The sequence below is a fragment of the Microbacterium sp. MMO-56 genome (genome assembly GCF_037146215.1).
GTDB lineage: Bacteria > Actinomycetota > Actinomycetes > Actinomycetales > Microbacteriaceae > Microbacterium.
Genome location: NZ_JBBCVW010000002.1, coordinates 132107 through 155254, shown reverse-complemented (window position 1 = coordinate 155254; position 23148 = coordinate 132107). Strand labels below are relative to the sequence as shown.

The window sequence follows — 23148 nt, the reverse complement described above, 5'->3', positions numbered from 1 at the left end:
CCCGTGTTTCTCACGCGCGGTCATGTTTCTCGCCGAGGCCGGTGCGTGGCGGCAGGATGGAGGCGGACGAGGGAGGGCGCGTGACGGAACGCATCGTGGTCGTCGGCGGCGGAGTCATGGGGCTCGCGACGGCGTGGCAGCTCGTGCGCCGAGGCGTACGCCCGGTCGTGCTGGAGCGTTTCGCGCGGGGCCACCACGAGGGGGCCTCGCACGGCGAGACGCGCAACTACAACAACGCCTACGGCGAGGCGCACTACCTCGACCTCCTCGCGCTCGCCCGGGAGGGGTGGGATGCCCTGGGCGAGGTCGACGGCGAGCCGCTGCTGCGGCGGCACGGGCTGGTCTCGCACGGGGCGGGCGCGGCGCTCGGCAGCGGGGCGGAGGGCGAGAGGGTCACCCTCGCCACGATCGCCGGAGAGCTGACGCGGCGCGGGATCCCCGCCGACCTGCTCTCGGGCTCCGAGGCGGCGCGGCGCTGGCCGGGCATGCGCTTCGAGGACACGGTGCTCTTCTCCCCCGACGCGGGAGTCGCGCGCGCGGCGGCGGCTCTGCGCGAGCTCGAGCGGCGCATCGTCGCGGGCGGCGGCGAGGTGCGGTGGAACACCCGCGTGCGCGCCGTCTCCCCCGATGCGAGCGGGGTCGACGTCGTGACGGATGCCGCGGCGATCCGCGCCGACGTCGCCGTCGTGACCGCGGGGGCGTGGACGGCGGGGCTGCTCGCGGGCATCCGTGCAGAGGACGGGGGCCCCGGCATCGCGCTGCCGCCCCTGCGCGTCACGGAGGAGACGCCGGCGCACTTCTCCCCCGTCGGCGACGAGACCTGGCCGTCGTTCAACCACTTCGTCGCGCCCGGGTCGCAGCCCGCGAACGTGTACGGCATGCCGACGCCCGGCGAAGGGGTCAAGGTCGGCTTCCACGGCATCGGCGACGAGGTCGACCCCGACCGACGCCCGCACCGCCCCGTGCGGCAGCGCGAGCTGCGCGACTACGTGCGCGAATGGATGCCGGGGCTCGATCCCGACACGGCGGTGCCGATCTCGTGCACGTACACGTCGACGCCCACCGAGGCGTTCGTCCTCGACCGCGTGGACCGGATCGTGGTCGGCGCCGGGTTCTCCGGCCAGGGCTTCAAGTTCGCCCCGGGCGTGGGCGCCACCCTCGCCGCGCTCGCGCTCGACCCGTCGGCGCGGGCCGCCGCGCCCTTCCGGCTGCCCGTCGCCTGAGCCCCGCCACCGCCCCGTCCCGGGCCCGGCCCGGCATCCCGTCACCCGTCACGAACTCCGCAGAATCTCACGTCCTCCGCACCCATCGGCCGCCTCTCGTGCGGAGTTCGTCACATCCTGCGGAGTTCGTGGCGCGTCCTGCGACGTTCCGCGCCCGCCCCGGCCTCACCGGGCCCGGGCGACCCGCTTCTCGTCCCACACGGGCTCGCCGGTCTCGACGACGCGTCCGTCGGACCCGAACACGACGAAGCGGTCGAACGAGCGCGCGAACCACCGGTCGTGGGTCACCGCGAGGACGGTCCCCTCGAACCGCTGCAGCGCATCCTCCAGCGCCTCGGCCGAGACGAGGTCGAGGTTGTCGGTCGGCTCGTCGAGCAGCAGCAGCGTCGCCCCGGAGAGTTCGAGAAGGAGCACCTGGAACCGCGCCTGCTGCCCGCCGGACAGACTGTCGAAGTCCTGCTCGGCCTGTCGGACGAGACCGTAGCGGTCGAGGGCGGAGCTCGCCGCATCGCGCGGCATCCCCGTCCTGCGATCGTCGCCGCGGTGCAGGATGTCCAGGAGCGAGCGGCCCGCGTACTCCGGATGCCGGTGGGTCTGCGCGAACCAGCCGGGCGTCACCCGCGCGCCGAGCACCGCCCGACCCGTGTGCGCCACCGGGTCGAGGGCGGCGCCGACCTCGGTGATGTGGCCGAGGAGGCCGTCGGGATCGGTGCCGCCGCGTGCGAGGAGGCGGAGGAAGTGCGACTTGCCCGATCCGTTCGATCCGAGCACCGCGACGCGGTCGCCGAACCACACCTCGAGGTCGAAGGACTGCATGAGCCCGGTGAGCTCGAGCCGCTCGGCGACGACGGCGCGCTTGCCGGTGCGCGCGCCGCGCAGGCGCACGTCGAGGTTCTGCACGGGGGGACGCTCCTCGGGCGGTCCGGCCTCCTCGAAGCGGCGCAGCCGCGTCTGGGCCGCACGATACCGAGAGGCGAAGTCATCGCTCGCGGCGGCCTTCACCTTCATGTCGGCGACGAAGCGGAGGAGCGCCGTGTGCTCCTCGTCCCACCTCCGGCGCAGCTCGTCGAGGCGCGCCATCCGGTCGTCGCGCGCGGCGTGATAGGTGCCGAATCCTCCGCCGTGCACCCAGGCGGTGCTTCCGGCGGCGCCCGCCTCGAGCGTGACGATGCGATCGGCGGCCCGTGCGAGCAGCTCGCGGTCGTGCGAGACGAGGAGAACGGTCTTGGATGTCTCGCGCAGCCGTTCCTCGAGCCAGCGCTTGCCGGGCACGTCGAGATAGTTGTCGGGCTCGTCGAGGAGCAGCACCTGGTCGGGTCCGCGCAGGAGGGCCTCGAGGGCGAGCCGCTTCTGCTCTCCGCCGGAAAGGGTGCCGAGATCGCGGAAGCGCGCCCGCGCGAACGGGACGCCGAGGGCGGCGACCGTGCACGTGTCCCAGACGGTCTCGTACTCGTATCCCCCGGCTTCGGCGTAGTCGGCGAGCGCGGCGGCGTAGCGCATCTGCGTGTCGAGGTCGTCGCGCTCGATGATCGCGGCCTCGGCATCCTCGAGCTCGCGTGCGGCGGCGCCGATGCGATTCGGCGCCACGGCGATCAGGAGGTCGTGCACCGTCTGACCGGCCTCGCCGTGACCGATGAACTGGTCCATGACGCCGAGCCCGCCGTCGATCGTGACCGCTCCCGACCGCGGGGCGAGCTCGCCGCGGATGATCCGCAGGAGGGTGGTCTTGCCCGCGCCGTTCTGGCCGATCAGCGCGGTGGTCTTCCCGTCCGCGACGCGGAACGTCACCTCGTCGAGGAGGGGACGCCCGTCCGGCAGGACGAACGAGACGGCGGCGATGTCGATGTAGCCCACGGCAGGTCCTTCCGCCCCGGGCCACAGCGGCGCAGAGCCGACCAGCTTATCCGCTCGCGCGCATCCGATCGAACTTGGGCCCCCGCCGCGCGCCGGGCGGACTGGGGCGCCCCGGGGCAGCCCGCTCCGGCCTCGGGCGCCCGGCTCCGGCACGAACTCCGCAGATTGGCGCGATCTCCGCACCCGACCGGGCCACGGAGTACGGAGTTCGTCGCATTCTGCGGACTTCGGGGCGAGGCGGATGCCGCGGGGCGAGGCGGATGCGGCGAGGCGGATGCGGCGAGGCGGATGCCGCGGGGCGAGCCCGGGTCAGCGGGTGGGCGCGGCGTGGAGGCCCGCCGCCAGCGCACGGCGGATGGTGCGTTCGACGCCCACCGCGTCGTGCACCACCTGCGCATAGGAGAACCGCAGCACCGTGTAGCCGCGCAGGCGCAGCTCCGCATCGTGCGCGATGTCCTTCGAGCGTTGCGCCGACGAGGAATGATGCGCCCACCCGTCGATCTGGACGACGAGCCACTCACCCACGAGCACATCGACCCTTTTGCCCGCGACGACCGCCTGCTGCCGCACCCGCACGCACAGCCGCCGCAGCGGACGGCACACGAGCACCTCGAGCCCCGAATCGGCGAGCCCGGTGACCTCGGCGGCGAGGTCGGCCGCGGCGCGCGAGGGCCATCGGATCGCGCGCAGCGCCCCGGGGGCGAGATGCTCCGCGCGGGCGGCCGCCTCCCACAGCACGAGCGCGACGGCGGGCGGCTGGCAGACCGCGACGTGCGCGAGGGCATCCTCGATGGTCGCGACCAACGACCGCCCGAGCGGCCCGACCGGGCGCGTCCAGTGGGCCACCCCGTCCCACGGGGCACGGGGCCCCGTCGACCCCGGCGGGAAGTGCAGGTGCACCTCGTCGCCGACGCCGTCCGGCATCCACTATCCGCGGGACCGCGCGTACGTCGTACACGTCAGCCGCCCTCCCCACCGCGCCGCGGCGCGCAGATGCTCGGGGGCATCCGGCGACACGAACCACGCCCGACGATGCACCTCGATCTCCCCCGCCCGCACCGCCGCCCGGATCTGGGTGTCTCGGTACCCCTCTCCGCGCAGCTGTTCGCGGTGCGCGGCCGTTCCGCGCAGGCGTTCCGAGACGGGGGCGAGGTGCATACCGGCATCCTGACGGCACGGCGGCCGCGCGGATGCCGCGTCACCCGCATCCGTGGACAGTCCGCGGCATCCGTCGCCTGGGGAGGAGCCGATGAACTCCGCACGATGCAACGAACTCCGCACCCGATCGTGGAGACGGGTGCGGAGTTCGTCACATCCTGCGGCGTTCGCGAGGGCGGGAAGCCGCCAGGGCCGGACGCCGCGAGACGGGCCGCCCGCGCGAGCCGCGGGGGGTTACTTCTTGTAGTTGGGCGCCTCGACCACGATCTGGACGTCGTGGGGGTGGCTCTCCTTGAGTCCGGCGGCCGTGATGCGCACGAACTTGCCGCGCGCCTTGAGCTCCTCGATCGTGCGCGCGCCGACGTAGAACATCGACTGCCGCAGGCCGCCGACCAGCTGGTACGCGACCGCCGAGACCGGGCCGCGGTACGCGACCTGGCCCTCGATGCCCTCGGGGATGAGCTTGTCGTCCGAGGGGATGTCGGCCTGGAAGTACCGGTCCTTGGAGTAGGAGGTCTTCTTTCCGCGGGTCTGCATCGCGCCGAGCGATCCCATCCCCCGGTAGAGCTTGAACTGCTTGCCGCCCTGGAAGACGATCTCGCCCGGCGACTCGTCGGTGCCGGCGAGGAGCGAGCCGAGCATGACCGTGTCAGCCCCCGCGACGAGGGCCTTGGCGATGTCGCCCGAGTACTGCAGGCCGCCGTCGGCGATGACGGGGATGCCCGCGTCGCGCGCGGCCTGATAGGCCTCCCAGATGGCGGTCACCTGGGGGACGCCGACGCCGGCGACGATGCGCGTCGTGCAGATCGACCCGGGCCCGACGCCGACCTTGACGGCGTCGACGCCGGCATCGATCAGGGCCTGCGCGCCCTCGCGGGTCGCGACGTTGCCGCCGACGACGTCGATGTGGGCGAAGGACTCGTCCGCCTTGAGGCGACGGACCATGTCGATGACCCCCTGCGACTGCCCGTTGGCGGTGTCGACGACGATGACGTCCACGCCGGCGTCGCGCAGCGCCTCGGCGCGCTCCCACGCGTCGCCGAAGAAGCCGATCGCCGCACCGACGCGCAGCCGTCCGTGCTCGTCCTTGGTCGCCAGCGGATACTTCTCGCTCTTGTCGAAGTCCTTGATCGTGATGAGGCCGGCGAGGCGCCCGTCGTCGTCGATGAGCGGCAGCTTCTCGACGCGGTGCTGCGCAAACAGCGCGATGACCTCGTTCGCGCCGATGCCGACCCGGCCCGTGACCAGGCCCTCGCGGGTCATCACGTCGCGGACCTTCGTCGTCTGGCGCTCGAAGCCCGACACGAACCGCATGTCGCGGTTGGTGATGATGCCGAGCAGGCGTCCGTCGTCGTCCACGACCGGCAGTCCCGAGATGCGGTACTGACCGCACAGCTTGTCGACCTCGTCGATGGTCGCGTCGGGGCTGGTCGTGATGGGGTCGGTGATCATGCCCGACTCGCTGCGCTTGACGCGGTCGACCATGGCCGCCTGGTCGGCGATCGACAGGTTCCGGTGGACGATCCCGAGGCCGCCCTCGCGGGCCATCGCGATCGCCATGCGCGATTCGCTGACGGTGTCCATGGCGGCGGAGAGCAGAGGCGTGGCCACCGTGATGCGACGGGTGACGCGCGACGAGGTGTCCGCCTCGGAGGGGATGACGTCGGTGTGCCCGGGCAGGAGCAGCACGTCGTCATAGGTCAATCCGACGAATCCGAACGGATCGTTGTGCTCCACGTACTCTCCCTGCCCTGTCGCTCGCGGGCCGCCCCGACCCGTCCACCCAGTGTAAGTCGCGCGCGCGTGCGTTCATTCCGGACGGCGCCCTTCTCGGGTCGCCGGAACGGAGAGGAGAAAACCGGAAACACGCAAGAGGGAGGCGGAAACAAAGTGGACACATTACGCTCGTACCGTCGTTGATCAATGTCGATGCGACCGCATCACCCCGACTGGTGCGCCGGACTGGAGGATCTTTTGAGTCCCACGACCGTCACTGCGCGAAATCCGCTGCGGTGGTTCATCCTCGTGCTGGGGGCGTTCCTCGCCGCCGCAGCGCTTCTGCTCAGCAGTGCCGGCGTCGCGTTCGCCGCCGCACCGGACACCCCGGGCGGCGATCAGGAGAAGACGAACTTCTACTTCGGAGGCGTCATCACCAATGCCGAGCAGCCCGTCGCGGGGGTGACGATGAAGGTCTCCGGCAACGGCTTCGAGGCCGAGACGATCACCGACGCCGAGGGGAAGTGGCGCCTGTACGTGCCCGAGAAGGCGACGTACACGCTCACCGTCGACGAGACGACGCTGCCCGACGGCGTCATCGTCGATCCCTCGCAGCTGCCCGAGGGCCTTCAGCCCAAACAGGGCTCGACCGGAGAGTTCGAGGTCGAGTTCGGGCTCACCAACACCAAGATCGTGAACCTGTTCCTCGGCGCGGGCGAACGCACGACGCAGTCCTTCGTCGATCAGTTGGCCGTCCGGCTCGTCAACGGCCTGAACTTCGGTCTCCTCCTGGCCTTGGCGGCGATGGGCGCGGCGCTGATCTACGGCACGACCGGGCTGTCGAACTTCGCCCACGGCGAGATGGTGACCTTCGGAGCCCTCGTGGCGCTGGTGGCCTCGTCCGCCCTCGCGCTGCCGCTGTGGGGTGCGCTCATCATCGCGATCGGGGCCGGCGCGGTCCTGGGCTTCGCGATGGATGTCGTGCTGTGGCGGCCGCTGCGCAGGCGAGGGCTCGGCGTCGTCCAGCTCATGATCGTCAGCATCGGCCTCTCGCTGGCGCTGCGGTACACCTACCAGTTCTTCATCGGCGGCAAGACCTACCAGCTGCCGGGAGCGAGCCCGACGCCGATCGACTTCGGACCGATCCAGCTGTCGTACATCGACCTGGTCAGCATGGGGGTCAGCGTCGTCGTCATCCTCGCCGTCGCCTTCTTCCTGCTGCGCACCCGCATCGGCAAGGCGACCCGCGCCATCTCGGACAATCCGCAGCTCGCCTCGGCATCCGGCATCAACGTCGACCGCGTGGTGCGGATCGTGTGGGTGCTCGCCGGGACGCTCGCGGCGATCTCGGGCATCCTCTGGGCGTACTTCCGCCCCGGCGTGCGCTGGGACATGGGCAGCCAGATGCTGCTGCTCATCTTCGCGGCCATCACCCTCGGCGGACTCGGCACCGCGTTCGGCGCCCTGCTCGGATCGATCATCGTCGGACTCGTCGTCGAGACCTCGACGCTGTGGATCCCGTCCGACCTCAAGTACGCCGGCGCGCTCGTCGTGCTGATCCTCATCCTGCTGGTGAGACCGCAAGGCCTCCTCGGTCGTAGAGAAAGGCTCGGGTGACGGCCATGGATTGGGGCTCGATCCTCTCCAACACGCTCAGCTACCTGCTGAGCCCGGTCACGATCGCGTATGCACTCGCGGCCACGGGTCTCGCCGTGCACTTCGGCTACGCGGGCCTGCTCAACTTCGGCATGGCCGGCTTCATGGCCCTCGGCGCCTACGGCTACGCGATCTCGATCCTGACCTTCGGGTTCCCGTGGTGGCTCGCGATGATGATGGGGCTCGTCCTCGCAGCGATCTTCGCATTCATCCTCGGCATCCCGACCCTGCGGCTGCGCGCGGACTACCTCGCGATCGTGACGATCGCGGCGGCCGAGATCGTCCGCCTCCTGTTCACGACGCAGGTGTTCGACGAGTGGACCAACTCGGCCGACGGCCTGGGCAACTACAACGGGAGCTTCCAGTCGGCGAACCCGTTCCCGGCACTGCCCGGCGGCGGACGCTACGGATTCGGCCCGTGGCAGTTCACGCCCGAGCAGCTGTGGGTGGTCGTGTTCGGCCTCATCCTGCTGGCCGTGTCGCTCTTCGTGGTGTGGGCGCTCATGCGCAGCCCGTGGGGCCGGGTGCTCAAGGGCATCCGTGAGGACGAGGATGCCGTGCGCTCGCTCGGCAAGAACGTCTTCGCCTACAAGATGCAGGCGCTCGTCGTCGGTGGCGTGATCGGAGCGCTGGGCGGCATCGTCTACGTGCTGCCGTCCGCGGTCATCCCCTCGAGCTACACGACGGCGCTCACCTTCTTCCTCTGGACGATCCTCCTCCTCGGCGGGGCGTCGACCATCTTCGGGCCGAGCTTGGGCGCCGTCCTGTTCTGGATGGTCATGGCGCTGCTGGGCAACCTCCTGCCGGAGATGGCCAAGGCGGGGTGGCTGCCGATGACCGACATCCAGGCGGGCACGCTGCGCTACATCCTCGTGGGCGTCTCGCTCATGCTCCTCGTGATCTTCAGGCCGCAGGGCATCCTCGGCGACAAGAGGGAGATGACCTTTGTCAAGTAACGAGACGTCACCCACGGGTGCCCCGGGCGCCCCCGGCGCCCCCGCGACCGGCAGTGCCCCCGCGACCGGCAGCGTGCCGCGGCCGAAGGCCACCGGCCTGGCCACCGGTCCCGCCGTGCCGGGCGTCGCCAAGACCGACCCGATCATGATCGTCGACGGCGTCACGCGGCGCTTCGGCGGCCTGACCGCCGTCGACGTCGAGCATCTGGAGATCCCGCGGAACGCGATCACGGCCCTCATCGGCCCCAACGGCGCCGGCAAGACGACCCTGTTCAACCTGCTGTGCGGCTTCGACAAGCCCAACTCGGGCACGTGGTCGTACGACGGCACGAACCTCGCGGGCATCCCGGCGTTCAAGGTCGCCCGCATGGGCCAGGTGCGCACGTTCCAGCTCACCAAGGCGCTGTCGCTGCTCACCGTGCTCGAGAACATGAAGCTCGGCGCCCCGAACCAGAAGGGCGAGCACTTCTGGAAGGCCTTCGTGCCGAAGCTGTGGAAGGGGCAGGAGAGCGCCAACGAGGAGAAGGCGCGCGGGCTGCTCGCGCGGTTCAAGCTCGACGCCAAGGAGAAGGACTTCGCCGCGTCGCTGTCGGGCGGTCAGCGCAAGCTCCTCGAGATGGCGCGCGCGCTCATGAGCGATCCGAGTCTCGTCATGCTCGACGAGCCGATGGCTGGCGTCAACCCAGCGCTGACCCAGTCGCTGCTCGATCACATCCTGGATCTCAAGGACCTCGGCGTCACCGTGCTCTTCGTCGAGCACGACATGCACATGGTGCGCCACATCGCCGACTGGGTCGTCGTGATGGCGGAGGGCAAAGTCGTCGCGGAGGGCCCGCCCGACACCGTCATGGAGGACAAGGCCGTCATCGACGCCTACCTGGGCAGCCACCAGGACGTCGACCTGGGCGTCGTGACCGGACGCGTGGCCGGTGAGCTCGACGCCTCGGCGCAGGAGCTGCTCGAGGAGATCAAGGAAGACGAGGCGGCAGCGGTCGCCGAGGCCGAGGAGGAGAACAAGTGAGCGACGAGATCGTCGTCGAGGTCGCCGACCTCACCGCGGGATACCTTCCGGGCATCAACATCATCAACGGCGCCAACCTCGTCGCACGCAAGGGCGAGCTGATCGGCATCATCGGACCGAACGGCGCCGGCAAGTCGACCCTGCTGAAGTCGATCTTCGGCCTGGTCAAGGTGCGCGGCGGCGACATCACGGTCAACGGCGAGTCGATCGTCGGCCTCAAGGCCGACAAGCTCGTCCAGCGCGGCGTCGCTTTCGTGCCGCAGACGAACAATGTCTTCCCCTCGCTGTCGATCGAGGAGAACCTGCAGATGGGGCTGTATCAGAACCCCCGGATCTACGCGGAGCGCCTCGAGTTCGTGACCGGCATCTTCGCCGAGCTCGGCAAGCGGCTGAAGCAGCGCGCGGGATCGCTCTCCGGCGGCGAGCGCCAGATGGTCGCCATGAGCCGCGCGCTCATGATGGACCCCTCGGTGCTCCTGCTCGACGAGCCTTCCGCGGGCCTGTCGCCGGTCCGTCAGGACGACGCGTTCATCCGCGTCTCCGACATCAACAAGGCCGGCGTCACGACGATCATGGTCGAGCAGAACGCCCGCCGCTGCCTGCAGATCTGCGACCGCGGCTACGTCCTCGACCAGGGGCGCGACGCCCATCAGGGCACGGGCCGTGAGCTGCTCAACGACCCGCAGGTGATCGGCCTCTACCTCGGCACGCTGGGAACCGACGAGGCCGCCTGACGCGCGGGCCCGCCCGCTCCCGCCCGCCCGCGCCCGTCTCCGCGCGTCCGCGCCCCCCTCCCGCGCGTCCGCGCCCGCTCCCACGCGTCCGCGCGTGGGTTTCCCATCACGGCGAGTGTCCACGACACGCTGCGGGCATAGAGCCGCGCCCCGCGCGTCGTGGACACTCGGCGGCCGTGGGCCGCGCGGAGCGGCGCGGCGCGGAACGCGCTCGCGTACGGGGGGCGGGACGGCCCCGACGGCCGCACGCAGGAGGACGAGCCCTGGCGAGTGTCCACGACGCGCCGCCTGGGGAGCTCCCCCTCCCGCGCGTCGTGGACACTCGGCGGATGTGGCGGGCGGCCGCGGGCGGGGGGGCGGGCGGGCGGGCGCGGGGGGCGGGAACGCGGACGGGCCCCGGATCGCTCCGGGGCCCGTCGGGTGCGTCGGGACTCAGCGAGTCTCGATGCGGGTGTGCATGTTGTCGGGACCGTACTGGAAGATCCCGATCGACGCCTCGGTCGGGTCGCCGTTCTCGTCGAACGTGACGGGGCCGGAGTATCCGTCGTAGTCCGGCACACCACCCGCGAGGATGATGTCGGCGCAGGCCGAGAAGGAGGTGCACTTCTCGCCGTCTCCCGAACCGCCGGAGACCTCCTGGAGCTTCGCGGCGATGTCGGCACCCGTGGTGGAGCCGGCAGCCATCGAGGCGAGGGCGAGCAGGACGACGGCATCGTACGACTCGGCCGCGTAGGAGTAGTCCTCGAGCGCGGTGTTGCCCGCCGCGGTCCACGCCGTGTTCAGGCGCTCCTTGAAGTCATCCTCGAGCACCGGTCCGGGCGTGGTGCCCTTCGCACCCTCGAGCGAGACCGACACATCCGTGCCCCACTGCTTGAGGTTTCCGTCGACGAGGTAGAAGTCCTTGGCCGGGAGCCCCGCGTTCACCAGCAGCGGCGCGATCGTCGCGAACTGGTCGAACGTGACGAGCACGACCGCGTCGGGCTTGGCCGCCGCGATCGTGGCGACCTGCGCGTCGAAGGAGCTGTCGCCGTCGTTGTACGACGCCTCGGCCACGACCTTGCCGCCGGTGGATTCGAACACCTTCTTGATGACGCCCTCGAGACCGGTGCCGTAGGCGTCGTTCTGGTAGATGATGCCGATGTTCTTGTGGCCGTCCTCCGCGATCAGGTTGCCCAGGACCTCGCCCTGCAGCAGGTCGCTGGGAGCGGTGCGGAAGTACAGCCCCTTGTCGTCCCAGGTCGTGAAGTCGGGAGACGTGTTGGCCGGCGAGAAGGTGATGATGCCCGCCGAGACGTTGCTGTCGAGGAAGAGCTTCGTGACGCCGGACGCCGCGGCGCCGATCATCGCGGAGACGCCCGCGCTCTGGAGCTTGGGAACGGTCGTCTCGAACGCCTTGTTGTCGGCGTCGCCGGAGTCCCCGGGGGTGAAGTCGATCGTCAGGCCCTTCTTGGCCTCGTTGACCTCGTTGACGGCGAGCAGGACTCCCGCCTCCTCGGGCGGGCCGAGGAAGGCCAGGCTGCCGGTCTGGGGCAGCACGCTGCCGATCTTGAGGGTGAGGTCCTCGGCAGGAGCCTTGCTACCGCTGGGCTCGGCCGAGGTTCCGCCTCCGGCGCAGCCGGCGAGGATGACGGCGCTGGCGGCGGTCACGGCGATGGCGCCGATCACCTTGCCCGCGCGCGAACGTGTGAAGACGCTCATGTTGCTCCTTGCTGTGAATGAACACGGGAGACCTCGGGAGGCCCACCCAGTGCGTCAAACCTAGTCGGCGGGGCGTCTCGCGAATGTTGCAATGCGTTAACGGTGTGAAACAGAAAAGTCACGGTGCGATAACGGTGCGGGACCGCGGATCGCGGCGCCCGGGCGTCCCGTCAGACGAGGTCGGTGACGTCGGATGCCCCGCGCGAGCGCCGGGCCGCGGCGAGGGAGTCCACTGTCAGCACCACGAGCGCGAGCCAGACGAGACCGAACCCGATCCAGCGCTCGACCGGCATCGGCTCGCCCATGATCCACCAGCCGGTGAGGAACTGCATGATCGGAGCGACGAACTGCAGCATCCCGATCACCGTCAACGGCGCGCGCCGCGCACCGGCGGCGAAGAAGAGGAGCGGAGTGGCGGTGACCGCACCGGCGAGGGTCAGCAGGACGGCGTGCCCCGCCCCCGCGTTCCCGAGGGTGATGCCGGTGGTGGCCCCGACGACGACGAGCTGGACGACGGCGATCGGGGCGAGCCACAGCGACTCGAGCGTGAGACCGCTGATGGCATCGACGCTCGGACCGATCTGCTTCTTGACGAGACCGTACGTGCCGAAGGAGGCGGCCAGCGTGAGGGCGATCCAGGGGAAGGCTCCGTATCCCACGATGATGACGCCCACGGCGAGCGCCGAGATCCCGATCGCGACCCACTGCGCCCGGCGCAGTCTCTCCCCGAGCACCAGCACGCCCAGCAGCACCGTCACGATCGGGTTGATGAAGTAGCCGAGGCTCCCCTCGATCACGTGCCCGGTCAGCGTGGAGATGAGGAACACCTGCCAGTTGACGTAGATGAGCGCCCCGGCCGCGATGGTCCACAGGACCAGTCGGCGGTTACGGAGGATCGCGAACAGCTTCGGCCAGGAGCGCGTGACGGTCAGCAGCAGCGCGCAGAACACCAGCGAAAACAGGATCCGCCACGCCACGACCTCCCACGGCCCGGTCGGCGCGAGCGTCAGGAAGTAGAGGGGCATGAAGCCCCACAGGAAGTAGGCGACGAAGGCGTACACGCCGCCCAGGGTCTCCTCCCTGCGCGCGGTGTCACCTGTCATGAGTCCTACCCTAGGACGGTCCTGACACTGCGGGACACGTCCGGGGGATGCGATCCTGCCGATCCCGCGCGAAATCCGGTCAACCGCGTGGAGCCGGGTGTCAGACGCGCTCGGAGAGGAACGCGACCTGCGCGCGCCACTGGTACCCCTGGCCGCCCTCGTGCTGGTTGAAGGGGTACACCTCGATCTGCTTGTCGTCCACGGCGTAGTGGTTGTACGCCGTGAACACCGTCGAGGGAGAGCAGATGGGATCGAGCAGCGCGACCGAGAACAGCGCCGGGGCGCTCGCCCGCGTCGCCATCGCGGTGCCGTCGAAGTACGAGAGCGTGCGGAAGACGCTCTCCTCGCGGCCGCGGTGGACGGCGAGGTAGCGCACGATCTCCTGGTAGGGGTCGGCGTCGGTCATCCCGACCGCCCGCTCGAAGGAGCACAGGAACGGGACGTCCGGCATGGCGGCGACCAGGCCATCCGACAGCCCCGCGGCCGCGAGCGCGATGCCGCCGCCCTGGCTGCCGCCGCACACGGCGACGCGCTCGGGGTCGACCCGGTCCATCCGTCGCACCGCGTCGACGGCCCGCACCGCATCGGTGAACACGCGCCGGTAGTAGTAGTCGTCGGGACTGTCGATTCCGCGCGTCATGAAGCCCGACACCGACGCACCGGTGCCGTGCGGGTCGGCCGTCTCGCCACCGCCGCCCCAGTGCGACCCCTGGCCGCGCGTGTCCATGACCAGATAGGCGTACCCGCACGAGGCGAAGCCGAGACGCTCCTCGGGGAATCCGCGCCCGCCGCCGTACCCGTTGAACTCGACCACCGTCGGCAGGCGTCCTGACGTGCCCGCCGGGACGAGGAACCAGGCCTTGATCGGATCGCCCGCGAACCCGGGGAAGGTGACGTCGTAGACCTCGACCGACGTGAGCGGCGCGTCGACCCGCGTGACGATCGGCTCGCCCCCGACGGCGCGCGCGTCACGCAGCGTGCGCTGCCAGAAATCGTCGAAGTCGTCCGGGATCGACAGCGGGGGACGGAAGTCGACGAGTTCGGACAGGGGCAGGTCGAAACGAGGCATGATCCGATGTTAGGGCGCGTCGCCGGGCGGGTCGGACCGCGCGCGGCGGGAGAACATCCCGAAGCCCGGAGAGACGACGAAGGGCCCGGATGCCGTGGCATCCGGGCCCTTCGATCGTGAGGCGTCTCAGCGCACGACGACCGCGAGCACGTCGCGGGCCGAGAGCACGAGGTACTCGTCGGCGCCGAACTTGACCTCGGTGCCGCCGTACTTGCTGTAGATCACGCGGTCGCCGACGGCGACGTCGAGCGGAACGCGGTTGCCGTTGTCATCGATGCGGCCGGGGCCGACCGCGACGACCTCGCCCTCCTGGGGCTTCTCCTTCGCGGTGTCCGGGATGACCAGACCGCTGGACGTGACCTGCTCGGCCTCGACCTGCTGAATGACGATCCGGTCCTCGAGCGGCTTGATGGAAACCGACACGGTGTACCTCTTTCTGGCGTGGGGCGTACTGCCGTTGACACGTAAAGACTGATTAGCACCCACCGGGGTGGAGTGCTAACGCAAGTCTAGAGCGCGGTTGGCACTCGTGCAACGCGAGTGCCAACTCCGTGACGCGCGCTCCGGTCACGACGTGCCTAGGCTGGACGGATGGACCTCGCTGAGCTCACCGCCCTGCTCACGCCGGAGGGACTCCGACTCGTCGACGAGCTCGGCACGATCGACGGCACCGACCAGGTCGCCGCCGCCGTCTCGCGCCTGCGCGCGGCCGGGCTCTCCCCCGACCTCGTGTCCGCGGCCGTCGGGCAGGCGCGGCTGCGCACGCGCGCGCGGCAGAAGTTCGGCGTCTTCGCCGATCGGATGCTCTTCACGCGGGCGGGTCTCGAACAGGCGACCCGCCTCGAGGTCGGGGCGCGTCACGCCGGGCGCTTCCGAGACGCCGGCATCGCCCGGCTCGCCGATCTCGGCTGCGGCATCGGCGGAGACGCCCTCGCCTTCGCCGGAATCGGCCTGGACGTCCTCGCCGTCGACGCCGACGAGGTGACCGCCGCTCTCGCCGCCTACAACCTGGCGCCCTTCGGTGACACGGCGCGCGTCCTGCACGCCCGCGCGCAGGACGTCGACCTCGGCGACGTGGAGGGCGTGTGGCTCGATCCCGCCCGTCGCACCGCGGGGCACACCGAGACGACCCGCGTGGGCGCCGGCGACTGGTCGCCGCCGCTCGAGTGGGTGTGGGAGCGCGCCGCGCAGCACCCCGCGGGCGTCAAGCTGGGGCCGGCCTTCGACCGGACGCTCGTCCCGGACGACGCCGAGGCCCAATGGATCAGCGTCGACGGGTCGACGATCGAGCTCGTCGTCTGGACGGGGCGGCTCGCGCGGCCCGGGGTCCGCCGCGCGGCGCTCGTGATCCGCGGCGGGGCGGCCGCGGAGCTCACCGGATCAGCGGATGCGGACGACGCGGACATCCGCGACCTCGGCCCGTACGTCCACGAGCCCGAGGGAGCGGTCATCCGGGCGCGACTGATCGGCGAGGTCGCCCGCTCGATCGACGCGGGGATGCTGGACCCGCGGATCGCCTACCTGACCTCGGACGCGCCCGCGCTGCTGCCGGACGGGTCGCCCCACCCGTTCGTCCAGAGCTTCCGGGTGCGCGAACGACTGCCCAACGATCCGAAGGCGCTCGGGCGGGCGCTCCGCGAACGCGGCATCGGCACCCTGGAGATCAAGAAGCGCGGCGTCGACGTCGATCCCGCGAAGCTCCGCGCGACGCTGAAGCTGCGCGGATCGGCATCCGCGACGCTCCTGCTCACCCGCGTCGGCGACCGGCGCCTGACCCTTCTCGCCGATCGGGTCTGAACCCGACGGAGTCCTCGGCGACGGGGGCGCGCGGACTCAGCCGAACAGCGGCCCCTGGGTCGAGGCCCACCACAGCCAGCCGGCGCTGTAGACGAGCGAGGCGAGGCACAGGCACAGCGCCCAGACCGCCATCTGGCGCGACTCCCAGGGGCGGCGCAGGGCGACGATCGCGAAGCCGATGCCGACGAGGCCGATCGGGAAGCCCCAGCCGACGACGAACGACACCGCCAGCGCGCTGAGCCCGAAGAACAGCGCCCACGGCGCGCTGCGCGGCAGTGCCGCCGTGGCCGGAGGGGGCGCCGCCCACTCGGCGTCGGTGCGCACCGACGCGGTGATCGGCACGGGCTCGGTCATCTCGCGCCGGAAGCCGCCGCGGTGCTCCCCCGGCAGGGCGGACGTCTCGGCGGCGGCGATGTCCTCGGACGGGACGTCGACGCGCGGGCCGGCCGGGGATGTCGGGGCGGGCGGGGCTGCGGGCGCCGACGCCGCGGGCTGCCCGGGCGCGTCGGACGGGGTCAGCGCGTCCGGAGGCGTCATCTCGATGCCTCCTCGACGTCGGCGGCGGATCGTTCGGCGATCTGGATCTCGGTGACGGGCAGGGTCGAGTCCGCCCCGAAGGCGAGGGTCGAGGGCCTGTGCCCGTTGACGATCAGCTGTGCGGCGAGAGCCGCGATCATCGCACCGTTGTCGGTGCACAGGCTGAGCGGCGGGATCCGCACGGCGACGCCGGCCTCCTCGGCACGGGCGAGGGCGACCTCGCGCAGGCGCCGGTTGGCGATCACGCCGCCGCCGAGGAGGAGACGCGGCACGTCATGGCGAGCGCAGGCATCCAGCGCCTTGGTCACGAGCACGTCGACCACGGCCTCGCGGAACGAGGCCGCCACGTCGGGGACGGAGACATCGCGGCCCTCCGCCTCGGCCTGCTCGACCCAGCGCGCGACCGCGGTCTTGAGCCCCGAGAACGAGAAGTCGAAGCGGTGCTGCGCCATGTCGGACGCCCGCGACAGACCCCGGGGGAAGCGGATCGCGTCCGGATCTCCCGTCGCCGCGGCACGGTCGATCTCGGGCCCGCCCGGGTAGGGAAGCCCGAGGATGCGGGCGATCTTGTCGAACGCCTCCCCGGCGGCATCGTCCATCGTCTCGCCCAGGAGCTGCACGTCCGACACCAGGTCGCGCACGAGCAGCAGCGAGGTGTGCCCGCCGCTCACCAGGAGAGCGACCGTCGGGTAGTCCACCTCGTCGCCGGCGAGCAGATCGGCGGCGATGTGGCCGACGAGGTGGTTCACCGCGTACAGGGGCGTGCCGAGGCTGACGGCGAGGGCCTTCGCGGCGCCGACGCCGACCATCAGCGCACCGGCGAGACCGGGCCCGCTGGTCACGGCGACGGCGTCGAGGTCGGCCAGCTCGATGCCGGCCTCGACGACGGCCGCCTCGATCGCCGGCTGCAGCGCTTCGAGGTGCGCGCGCGCCGCGACCTCGGGGACCACGCCGCCGAACCGGGCGTGCTCGTCCATCGAGCTGGCGATCGTGTTGCTGAGCAGGGTCCGACCGCGGACGATCCCGATGCCGGTCTCGTCGCAGCTCGTCTCGATGCCGAGCACGAGGGGTTCGCGCGGCGTCTGGGCGACCGTCATCGGCGTCCTCCGTCACATCGGCAGGCCGGACCGCGGGTGTCGGCCCCGGCGGCGGGCCAGGCGGCCGATCCGGCCTGCTGTCGGAACACGATCATGCGCAGACCCCCGCATCGAGCCCGTCGTCCCGGGCGGCGGCCCACGCCACGAGGTCGAGCGTCATCACGATCGCGTCGACGTCGTCGGGCTGGTAGTACCGGGGGCGGCGACCGATCTCGACGAAACCCTCCGAGGCGTACAGCGCCTCGGCGGCGGGGTTGTCGGCGCGCACCTCGAGGAAGAGCTCCCGCGCCCCGCGCTCCCGCGCGAGGTCGGCGAGCGCGCGCAGCAGCGCCCGCCCCCGCCCGCGGCCACGCCACGCCTCGGCCATCGCGATGGTCTGGATGTCGGCGTCGGAGCTGCCGCGCACCGCGCGGACACCCCCGTACCCGACCACGCGTCCCGTCTCGACGTCGACGAGGTAGCCGCCGTGCGCCGACGCGACCTCCGCGTGCATCATCGCCTCGCTCCAGGCGTCCGACGGGAAGGACGCCCGCTCGAGCTCCATGATGGCGGGCACGTCGGCGACGGTCGCGGGGCGCAGGCTCACGTGCCCACCCGCTTCCGCGCGGCGGGGAGGGTGACATCGGGCGCACGCAGGTACAGCGGCTCGGTGCCGGAGAGCTCGCGCCCCGCGAGGCGCGCCCGCCCCGCGAGGGTCGCGAGCATCGCCGCGGAGATCGCCGTCACGTCGTACCGGCGCGCACCCGCCGCCGCGAGGGCGGAGTCGATGTCGTCGCGCGGCGTCAGCGCGGGGCCGGCGATGCGCACCGGGATGCCGTCGTCGTCGAGCCCCTCGTAGACGGAGTAGGCGAACTCGCGGCGCCGGGCGTCGGTGACCACGGCGAAACGGGCGGGGTCGGCGAACGGGTCCGCCAGCGCCGCGCCCACGAGGATGGCGAGAGCGGCGGCGTCGTGACTCGGCACGGGGATCACCGGCACGCCGCGGCCGAGGGCGAAGGCCCGGGCGGCGGCGATCCCGACCCGCAGTCCGGTGAAGGGTCCCGGGCCCATCCCCGCGGCGACCGCGGTGATCTCGACCGGGCGGGCGGGCGAGGTCGTTCCGACCGGACCGTGGGAGGCGTCCGCGAGCGCCGTCTGCAGGAGCGTGCCGATGATCTCGGCGTGACCGAGCGGGTCGTCGTGGGAGGCCTCGGCGCGAACCACCCCGTCGTCCTCGACGACGGCGACCGTCGTCGCGAGGGAGGTGTCGATGCCGAGGATCACGCTTCCAGGGTAGTCGGCGCGGATCACGGCGCGCCCCCGGGGCCGCTCAGCCGCGGGAGCGGCGCGAGATGCGGACGCGGCGCGGAGCGGCGTCCTCCATGTCGGCGATGTGGTGGCCCGCGGTGCCGCACGCGGTGTCGACCCCTGTTCCGGACCAGCCGCGGTCGATCTCGACCTCCCACCAGACGTCGGCGACCGCGGCGGCGTAGGGCGCCGCCCATTCGGCGACCACCACCGAGCGGTCGAAGTCGATGTCGAGGTCGTCGAGCTCTCCGTCGGTCCCGAGGCGATACGCGTCGACGTGCACCAGCGCGGGGCCGGCGGCGAGCGAGGGGTGCGTACGGGCGATCACGAACGTGGGGCTCTGCACCGGCCCGCGCACGTTCAGGGCCGCGGCGATCCCGCGGGTGAGGGTCGTCTTGCCCGCACCCAGCGGACCGGTGAGCACCACCAGGTCGCCGGCGGCCAGGGCCGCCCCGAAGGCGCGGCCGAGCTCGTCCATCGCGGCGACCGAGTCGACCTCGCGCTCCCCCACGAAGGCATCCAGTCCGGCCATCAGGCACCACCTCTCCGCGTCCGCGTGCACGACTCCGGAACAACCGTCGGGGCGGCTCCGGCATTCCGCGCGGTCACGCCGCCGCCGGCCCGGAGGCGCACGGATTCTCCGGAGTTGTGACCGCACCCGCGCGGGCAGCGCACCGGCGGGCGCGTGTCACCGCGTGACCTCGCGCCGCGGAACGCGCGGCCCGATGCGCGTGACGATCTCGTAGTTGATGGTCGCGGCGGCGTCCGCCCACGCCTCCACCGGGGGCGCGCCGAGAGTCGGGTCGCCGAAGAGGACCGCCTCGTCGCCGACCGCCACCGGGTGGTCCCCGACGTCGACGACGAACTGGTCCATCGCGATGCGGCCCGCGACGGGGAAGACCTGCCCGCCGATGCGGACCGCCGCCCCGCCGGACGCGGCGCGAGGGGCCCCGTCGGCGTATCCGACGGGCACGAGCGCGAGCGTCGTCTCGGCCTGCGTGCGGTGCGCGTAGCCGTAGGACACCCCCTGCCCGGCGGGCACGCGACGCACGGCGGCCACGGCGGCACGGAGGGTCATGGCGGGGCGAAGGCCCAGATCGCTCGACGTCCGATCCGCGAACGGTGAAAGCCCGTACATCGCCACCCCGACGCGGACGGCGTCGAACCTCGCCTCCGGGAGGGCGATGGCGGCGTGGGAGGCGGCGAGATGCCGCAGGCGCGGGGTGAGGCCGTACGTCGCGGCGAGCGCGAGGGCGTCGCGGAACCGGGCGACGGCGGCGCGGTCGTCCTCGACGCTGGTGTTCGACAGGTGGCTGAAGACGCCGGCGATCCGCAGCTTGCCGATCCGCTCGAGCCGGGCCGCCTCGGCGAACACGATCGGCGCGTCGGCGGGGGCGATGCCGTTGCGCCCGAGCCCGGTCTCGACCTTCAGGTGGACGGCGACGGCGCGCTCGGCGGACGCCGCGGCCGCGGCGGCCTGGAGCTGGTCGAAACTCGAGATCCCCAGCTCGATCCCGGCGGCGGCCGCCTCCGCGAAGGACATTCCCGGGGCGTGCAACCAGGCCATCACGGGCGCGTCGATCCCGGCACGGCGCAGGGCCAGCGCCTCGGGGATGTCGGAGACGCCGATGCGGGAGGCACCGCCGGCGAGGGCCGCGACGGCGGAGCGCACCGCACCGTGGCCATAGCCCTCGGCCTTGACCACGGCGATCAGCTCCGCATCGGTCAGGCGGCGCAGGTGGCGCACGTTCTCGGTGATCGCCGCGGTGTCCACGAGGGCCTCGCGCATCACTCCGGCGGGCAGACGGCTCATCGCGTCCCCTCCTCGATCGGACCGCGCGCGGCGGACACGGGCGCGGCGGCCGCCTCGTCCGTCGCCTCCGCGATGACGTAGGCGGTCGCGAGTCCCGCGTCGTGGCTGAGCGAGAGGTGCAGCGCCGTGATGCCCCGGGCATCCACCGTCGCGGAGGTCTCCCCGCTCAGCGCGAAGACGGGGCGGCCGCTGGGCTCGGAGGCGATCTCGATGTCGGTCCAGTGGACGCCCTCGGACCCGCCGAGCGCCTTGATGAGAGCCTCCTTCGCCGCGTAGCGCGCGGCGAGCGAGTGCGGTTTGAGCGTGCGCTCCGGCGGCGCGAACAGCCGCTCGACGAGCCGTGGCGTGCGCGCCAGGGAGCGCTCGAACCGCGGGATGTCGACGAGGTCGACACCGATTCCGACGATCATGGCCTCAGCCTATCGGCCGCTCCCCTCCGGCAACGGCAAGGGCAACGGCAGCGGCAGCGGCAGCCGTCCGCCGCGGCGGCCTACTCGACGGTGACGGACTTGGCGAGGTTGCGCGGCTGGTCGACGTCCAGGCCCTTCGCCGTCGCCAGGCCCATCGCGAACACGTGCAGCGGCACAACGGCCAGCAGCGGCTCGAACAGCGGTCCGGCGAGCGGGATGCGCAGCACCTCGTCGGCGAAGGGCAGCACGGCGGCATCCCCCTCCTCGGCGACCACGATGACCCGGGCGCCCCGGGCACGGATCTCCTGGATGTTGGAGACGACCTTCTTGTGCAGCTCGGCGGATGCCCGCGGCGAGGGCACCAGGACGAACACGGGCTGGCCCGGCTCGATGAGCGCGATCGGTCCGTGCTTGAGCTCGCCGGCGGCGAAGCCCTCCGCGTGGATGTAGCTGATCTCCTTGAGCTTGAGCGCGCCCTCGAGCGCGATCGGGTAGCCGACGTGGCGCCCGAGGAACAGCACCGACTGGGTGTCCGCCATCCAGCGGGAGAACTGCTCGATGTGGGCCTGTTCCTCGTCGAGCACGCGCTGGATCTTCGCGGGGACCGCCTCCAGCTCACGGACGTGATCGGCCGACTCGGCGGGCGTCAGCACCCCGCGCAGCCGGCCGACGTGCAGGGCGAGGAGGTACAGGGCGGTGATCTGCGCGACGAAGGCCTTGGTGGACGCCACGGCGACCTCCGGCCCGGCGTGGGTGTAGATCACGGCATCCGACTCGCGCGGGATGGTCGCGCCCTGCGTGTTGCAGATCGACAGCGTCTTGGCCCCCTGCTCGCGCGCGTACTTGACCGCCATGAGGGTGTCCATCGTCTCGCCGGACTGGCTGATCGAGACGACCAGCGTGTCCGGCCCGATGACCGGATCGCGGTAGCGGAACTCGTGGGCGAGTTCGACGTCGACCGGGATGCGCGTCCACAGCTCGAGGGCGTACTTGCCGGTCTGTCCGGCGTAGGCCGCCGTCCCGCAGGCGATGACGACGATGCGGCGGATGTCCGTGAACAGGTCGTCGAGCCCGTCGAGCTCGGGGATCACGACCTCGCCGCCCTCCTCGCCGACGCGCAGGCGTCCGCGGATCGTGTTTGCGACCGCCTCCGGCTCCTCGGAGACCTCCTTCGCCATGAAGGACGACCATCCGCCCTTCTCCGCGGCAGAGGCGTCCCAGACGACCTCGAAGGGCGAGGTCTCGACGGCGTTCCCCGCGAAGTCGGTGACCTCGACGCCTCCGGGGGTGATCGCGACGATCTCGTCCTGGCCGATCGCCAGGGCGTTGCGGGTGTGCTCGACGAAGGCCGCGACGTCGGATCCGAGGAAGTTCTCCCCCTCGCCGAGGCCGATCACGAGCGGCGAGTTGCGCCGGGCGCCGACGACGAGGCCGGGCTGGTCCTGGTGCATCGCGAGCAGGGTGAAGGCGCCGTCCAGGCGCGCGACGACGGACCGGAAGGCGGCGACGAGGTCGCCGGATGCCCGGTACTCGTGCCCGAGCAGCACGGCGGCCACCTCGGTGTCGGTCTCGGAGCGGAACGTGTAGCCCAGGCTGACGAGGTCCGCCTTGAGCTCGGCGAAGTTCTCGATGATCCCGTTGTGGATGACCGCGAGCCGGTCGTCGTCGGCGAGGTGCGGGTGCGCGTTGGCATCCGTCGGCCCCCCGTGCGTCGCCCACCGGGTGTGACCGATCCCCGTCGTCCCGTCGGGCATGGGGTGGGCCGCGAGATCGTCGCGCAGAACCTGGAGCTTTCCCGCGCGCTTGCGCATGTCGAGGTCGCCGTCGGCGTCGATCACGGCGATTCCGGCGGAGTCGTATCCCCGGTACTCCAGCCGCGCCAATCCCGAGATGAGGATGGCCTGGCTGTCCCTCGGGCCCACGTATCCGACGATTCCACACATGCGCCCCATGGTAGGCGTCGCGGTTTGCGCGGACTCCTCACAAATGGACGCCCGGGCCGTCGATATCGCCGCCCGG

General features: G+C 71.7%; 22 protein-coding genes. 6 read left to right on the top strand and 16 right to left on the bottom strand.

The annotated features are described in order from the left end of the window. The first annotated feature begins 80 nt into the window (after window positions 1-80). The gene (locus WFI00_RS02425) at window positions 81-1223 is read left to right on the top strand and encodes an FAD-dependent oxidoreductase (RefSeq protein WP_336630968.1); all 1143 of its coding nucleotides are present in this window, start codon (window positions 81-83) and stop codon (window positions 1221-1223) included. 165 nt (window positions 1224-1388) lie between these two features. On the opposite strand, the gene WFI00_RS02420 is transcribed toward WFI00_RS02425, so the two are convergent. The 4 genes from WFI00_RS02420 to guaB all read right to left on the bottom strand — a co-directional run bounded on the left by WFI00_RS02420 (window position 1389) and on the right by guaB (window position 5972). Continuing rightward, window positions 1389-3077 (bottom strand): ABC-F family ATP-binding cassette domain-containing protein, encoded by a 1689-nt coding sequence (locus tag WFI00_RS02420; RefSeq protein ID WP_336630967.1) that lies wholly within the window; start codon window positions 3075-3077, stop codon window positions 1389-1391. Between the two features lie 309 nt (window positions 3078-3386). Next, window positions 3387-4001 carry an endonuclease domain-containing protein gene (locus WFI00_RS02415; RefSeq protein ID WP_336630966.1) on the bottom strand — a complete coding sequence of 205 codons (615 nt, stop codon included), beginning with the start codon at window positions 3999-4001 and terminating at the stop codon, window positions 3387-3389. 3 nt (window positions 4002-4004) lie between these two features. Further along, window positions 4005-4235: a hypothetical protein gene (locus WFI00_RS02410; RefSeq protein ID WP_336630965.1), complete on the bottom strand. Its 231-nt coding sequence runs from the start codon at window positions 4233-4235 to the stop codon at window positions 4005-4007. A gap of 234 nt (window positions 4236-4469) precedes the next feature. Further along, on the bottom strand, window positions 4470-5972 hold the full coding sequence (gene guaB, locus WFI00_RS02405; RefSeq protein WP_336630964.1) for an IMP dehydrogenase: 1503 nt from the start codon (window positions 5970-5972) through the stop codon (window positions 4470-4472). Window positions 5973-6164: 192 nt separating this feature from the next. Here guaB and WFI00_RS02400 point away from each other — a divergent pair, with 192 nt between their 5' ends. The 4 genes from WFI00_RS02400 to WFI00_RS02385 are packed head-to-tail and all read left to right on the top strand — an operon-like array spanning window position 6165 to window position 10318. Further along, window positions 6165-7568 carry an ABC transporter permease subunit gene (locus WFI00_RS02400; RefSeq protein WP_442928286.1) on the top strand — a complete coding sequence of 468 codons (1404 nt, stop codon included), beginning with the start codon at window positions 6165-6167 and terminating at the stop codon, window positions 7566-7568. A 5-nt stretch (window positions 7569-7573) separates the two neighbouring features. Continuing rightward, window positions 7574-8563, top strand: a complete 990-nt coding sequence (locus WFI00_RS02395; protein WP_336631145.1) for a branched-chain amino acid ABC transporter permease — start codon at window positions 7574-7576, stop codon at window positions 8561-8563. Further along, complete coding sequence (locus tag WFI00_RS02390) at window positions 8553-9584, top strand: ABC transporter ATP-binding protein (protein ID WP_442928281.1); 1032 nt, start codon at window positions 8553-8555, stop codon at window positions 9582-9584. The genes WFI00_RS02395 and WFI00_RS02390 overlap by 11 nt, the downstream gene beginning before the upstream one ends. Continuing rightward, entirely contained in the window at window positions 9581-10318 is a 738-nt protein-coding gene (locus WFI00_RS02385) for an ABC transporter ATP-binding protein (RefSeq protein WP_336630962.1), read from the top strand. The genes WFI00_RS02390 and WFI00_RS02385 overlap by 4 nt, the downstream gene beginning before the upstream one ends. A 432-nt stretch (window positions 10319-10750) precedes the next feature. Here the strand turns inward: WFI00_RS02385 and WFI00_RS02380 are convergent, their stop codons facing one another. The 4 genes from WFI00_RS02380 to groES all read right to left on the bottom strand — a co-directional run bounded on the left by WFI00_RS02380 (window position 10751) and on the right by groES (window position 14611). Next, window positions 10751-12016, bottom strand: a complete 1266-nt coding sequence (locus WFI00_RS02380; RefSeq protein ID WP_336630961.1) for an ABC transporter substrate-binding protein — start codon at window positions 12014-12016, stop codon at window positions 10751-10753. A 170-nt stretch (window positions 12017-12186) separates the two neighbouring features. Continuing rightward, complete coding sequence (gene rarD, locus WFI00_RS02375; RefSeq protein WP_336630960.1) at window positions 12187-13119, bottom strand: EamA family transporter RarD; 933 nt, start codon at window positions 13117-13119, stop codon at window positions 12187-12189. Window positions 13120-13219: 100 nt separating this feature from the next. Continuing rightward, on the bottom strand, window positions 13220-14188 hold the full coding sequence (locus WFI00_RS02370) for an acetylxylan esterase (protein ID WP_336630959.1): 969 nt from the start codon (window positions 14186-14188) through the stop codon (window positions 13220-13222). A gap of 126 nt (window positions 14189-14314) precedes the next feature. After that, entirely contained in the window at window positions 14315-14611 is a 297-nt protein-coding gene (gene groES, locus WFI00_RS02365) for a co-chaperone GroES (RefSeq protein WP_204962866.1), read from the bottom strand. A 168-nt stretch (window positions 14612-14779) separates the two neighbouring features. On the opposite strand from groES, the gene WFI00_RS02360 reads away from it, so the two are divergent. Next, window positions 14780-15985: a class I SAM-dependent methyltransferase gene (locus WFI00_RS02360; RefSeq protein WP_336630958.1), complete on the top strand. Its 1206-nt coding sequence runs from the start codon at window positions 14780-14782 to the stop codon at window positions 15983-15985. Window positions 15986-16021: 36 nt separating this feature from the next. Here the strand turns inward: WFI00_RS02360 and WFI00_RS02355 are convergent, their stop codons facing one another. The 8 genes from WFI00_RS02355 to glmS form a co-directional block, all read right to left on the bottom strand. Continuing rightward, window positions 16022-16522 carry a hypothetical protein gene (locus tag WFI00_RS02355; RefSeq protein ID WP_336630957.1) on the bottom strand — a complete coding sequence of 167 codons (501 nt, stop codon included), beginning with the start codon at window positions 16520-16522 and terminating at the stop codon, window positions 16022-16024. Continuing rightward, the gene (gene tsaD / locus WFI00_RS02350; protein ID WP_336630956.1) at window positions 16519-17619 is read right to left on the bottom strand and encodes a tRNA (adenosine(37)-N6)-threonylcarbamoyltransferase complex transferase subunit TsaD; all 1101 of its coding nucleotides are present in this window, start codon (window positions 17617-17619) and stop codon (window positions 16519-16521) included. Before tsaD ends, WFI00_RS02355 begins: the two co-directional genes overlap by 4 nt. 91 nt (window positions 17620-17710) lie before the next feature. Continuing rightward, a complete protein-coding gene (gene rimI, locus WFI00_RS02345) occupies window positions 17711-18205 on the bottom strand; it encodes a ribosomal protein S18-alanine N-acetyltransferase (protein WP_336630955.1) in 495 nt (164 codons plus the stop codon). Next, window positions 18202-18882: a tRNA (adenosine(37)-N6)-threonylcarbamoyltransferase complex dimerization subunit type 1 TsaB gene (gene tsaB / locus WFI00_RS02340; protein ID WP_336630954.1), complete on the bottom strand. Its 681-nt coding sequence runs from the start codon at window positions 18880-18882 to the stop codon at window positions 18202-18204. Before tsaB ends, rimI begins: the two co-directional genes overlap by 4 nt. A gap of 46 nt (window positions 18883-18928) precedes the next feature. Further along, complete coding sequence (gene tsaE, locus WFI00_RS02335) at window positions 18929-19438, bottom strand: tRNA (adenosine(37)-N6)-threonylcarbamoyltransferase complex ATPase subunit type 1 TsaE (protein WP_336630953.1); 510 nt, start codon at window positions 19436-19438, stop codon at window positions 18929-18931. 156 nt (window positions 19439-19594) lie between these two features. Then, window positions 19595-20719: an alanine racemase gene (alr, locus tag WFI00_RS02330; protein WP_336630952.1), complete on the bottom strand. Its 1125-nt coding sequence runs from the start codon at window positions 20717-20719 to the stop codon at window positions 19595-19597. Beyond that, complete coding sequence (locus WFI00_RS02325) at window positions 20716-21129, bottom strand: holo-ACP synthase (RefSeq protein WP_336630951.1); 414 nt, start codon at window positions 21127-21129, stop codon at window positions 20716-20718. Before WFI00_RS02325 ends, alr begins: the two co-directional genes overlap by 4 nt. Before the next feature lie 80 nt (window positions 21130-21209). Beyond that, entirely contained in the window at window positions 21210-23072 is a 1863-nt protein-coding gene (glmS, locus tag WFI00_RS02320; RefSeq protein ID WP_336630950.1) for a glutamine--fructose-6-phosphate transaminase (isomerizing), read from the bottom strand. Window positions 23073-23148: the final 76 nt, after the last annotated feature.

Coding starts and splice junctions, on each gene's coding strand:
- rarD (WP_336630960.1), bottom strand. CDS start 13,119: ATGACAGGTGACACCGCGCGCAGGGAGGAGACCCTGGGCGGCGTGTAC.
- glmS (WP_336630950.1), bottom strand. CDS start 23,072: ATGTGTGGAATCGTCGGATACGTGGGCCCGAGGGACAGCCAGGCCATC.
- WFI00_RS02400 (WP_442928286.1), top strand. CDS start 6,165: ATGCGACCGCATCACCCCGACTGGTGCGCCGGACTGGAGGATCTTTTG.
- WFI00_RS02410 (WP_336630965.1), bottom strand. CDS start 4,235: ATGCACCTCGCCCCCGTCTCGGAACGCCTGCGCGGAACGGCCGCGCAC.
- WFI00_RS02360 (WP_336630958.1), top strand. CDS start 14,780: ATGGACCTCGCTGAGCTCACCGCCCTGCTCACGCCGGAGGGACTCCGA.
- WFI00_RS02355 (WP_336630957.1), bottom strand. CDS start 16,522: ATGACGCCTCCGGACGCGCTGACCCCGTCCGACGCGCCCGGGCAGCCC.
- tsaE (WP_336630953.1), bottom strand. CDS start 19,438: ATGGCCGGACTGGATGCCTTCGTGGGGGAGCGCGAGGTCGACTCGGTC.
- WFI00_RS02395 (WP_336631145.1), top strand. CDS start 7,574: ATGGATTGGGGCTCGATCCTCTCCAACACGCTCAGCTACCTGCTGAGC.
- tsaD (WP_336630956.1), bottom strand. CDS start 17,619: ATGACGGTCGCCCAGACGCCGCGCGAACCCCTCGTGCTCGGCATCGAG.
- alr (WP_336630952.1), bottom strand. CDS start 20,719: ATGAGCCGTCTGCCCGCCGGAGTGATGCGCGAGGCCCTCGTGGACACC.
- WFI00_RS02325 (WP_336630951.1), bottom strand. CDS start 21,129: ATGATCGTCGGAATCGGTGTCGACCTCGTCGACATCCCGCGGTTCGAG.
- WFI00_RS02380 (WP_336630961.1), bottom strand. CDS start 12,016: ATGAGCGTCTTCACACGTTCGCGCGCGGGCAAGGTGATCGGCGCCATC.
- WFI00_RS02415 (WP_336630966.1), bottom strand. CDS start 4,001: ATGCCGGACGGCGTCGGCGACGAGGTGCACCTGCACTTCCCGCCGGGG.
- WFI00_RS02370 (WP_336630959.1), bottom strand. CDS start 14,188: ATGCCTCGTTTCGACCTGCCCCTGTCCGAACTCGTCGACTTCCGTCCC.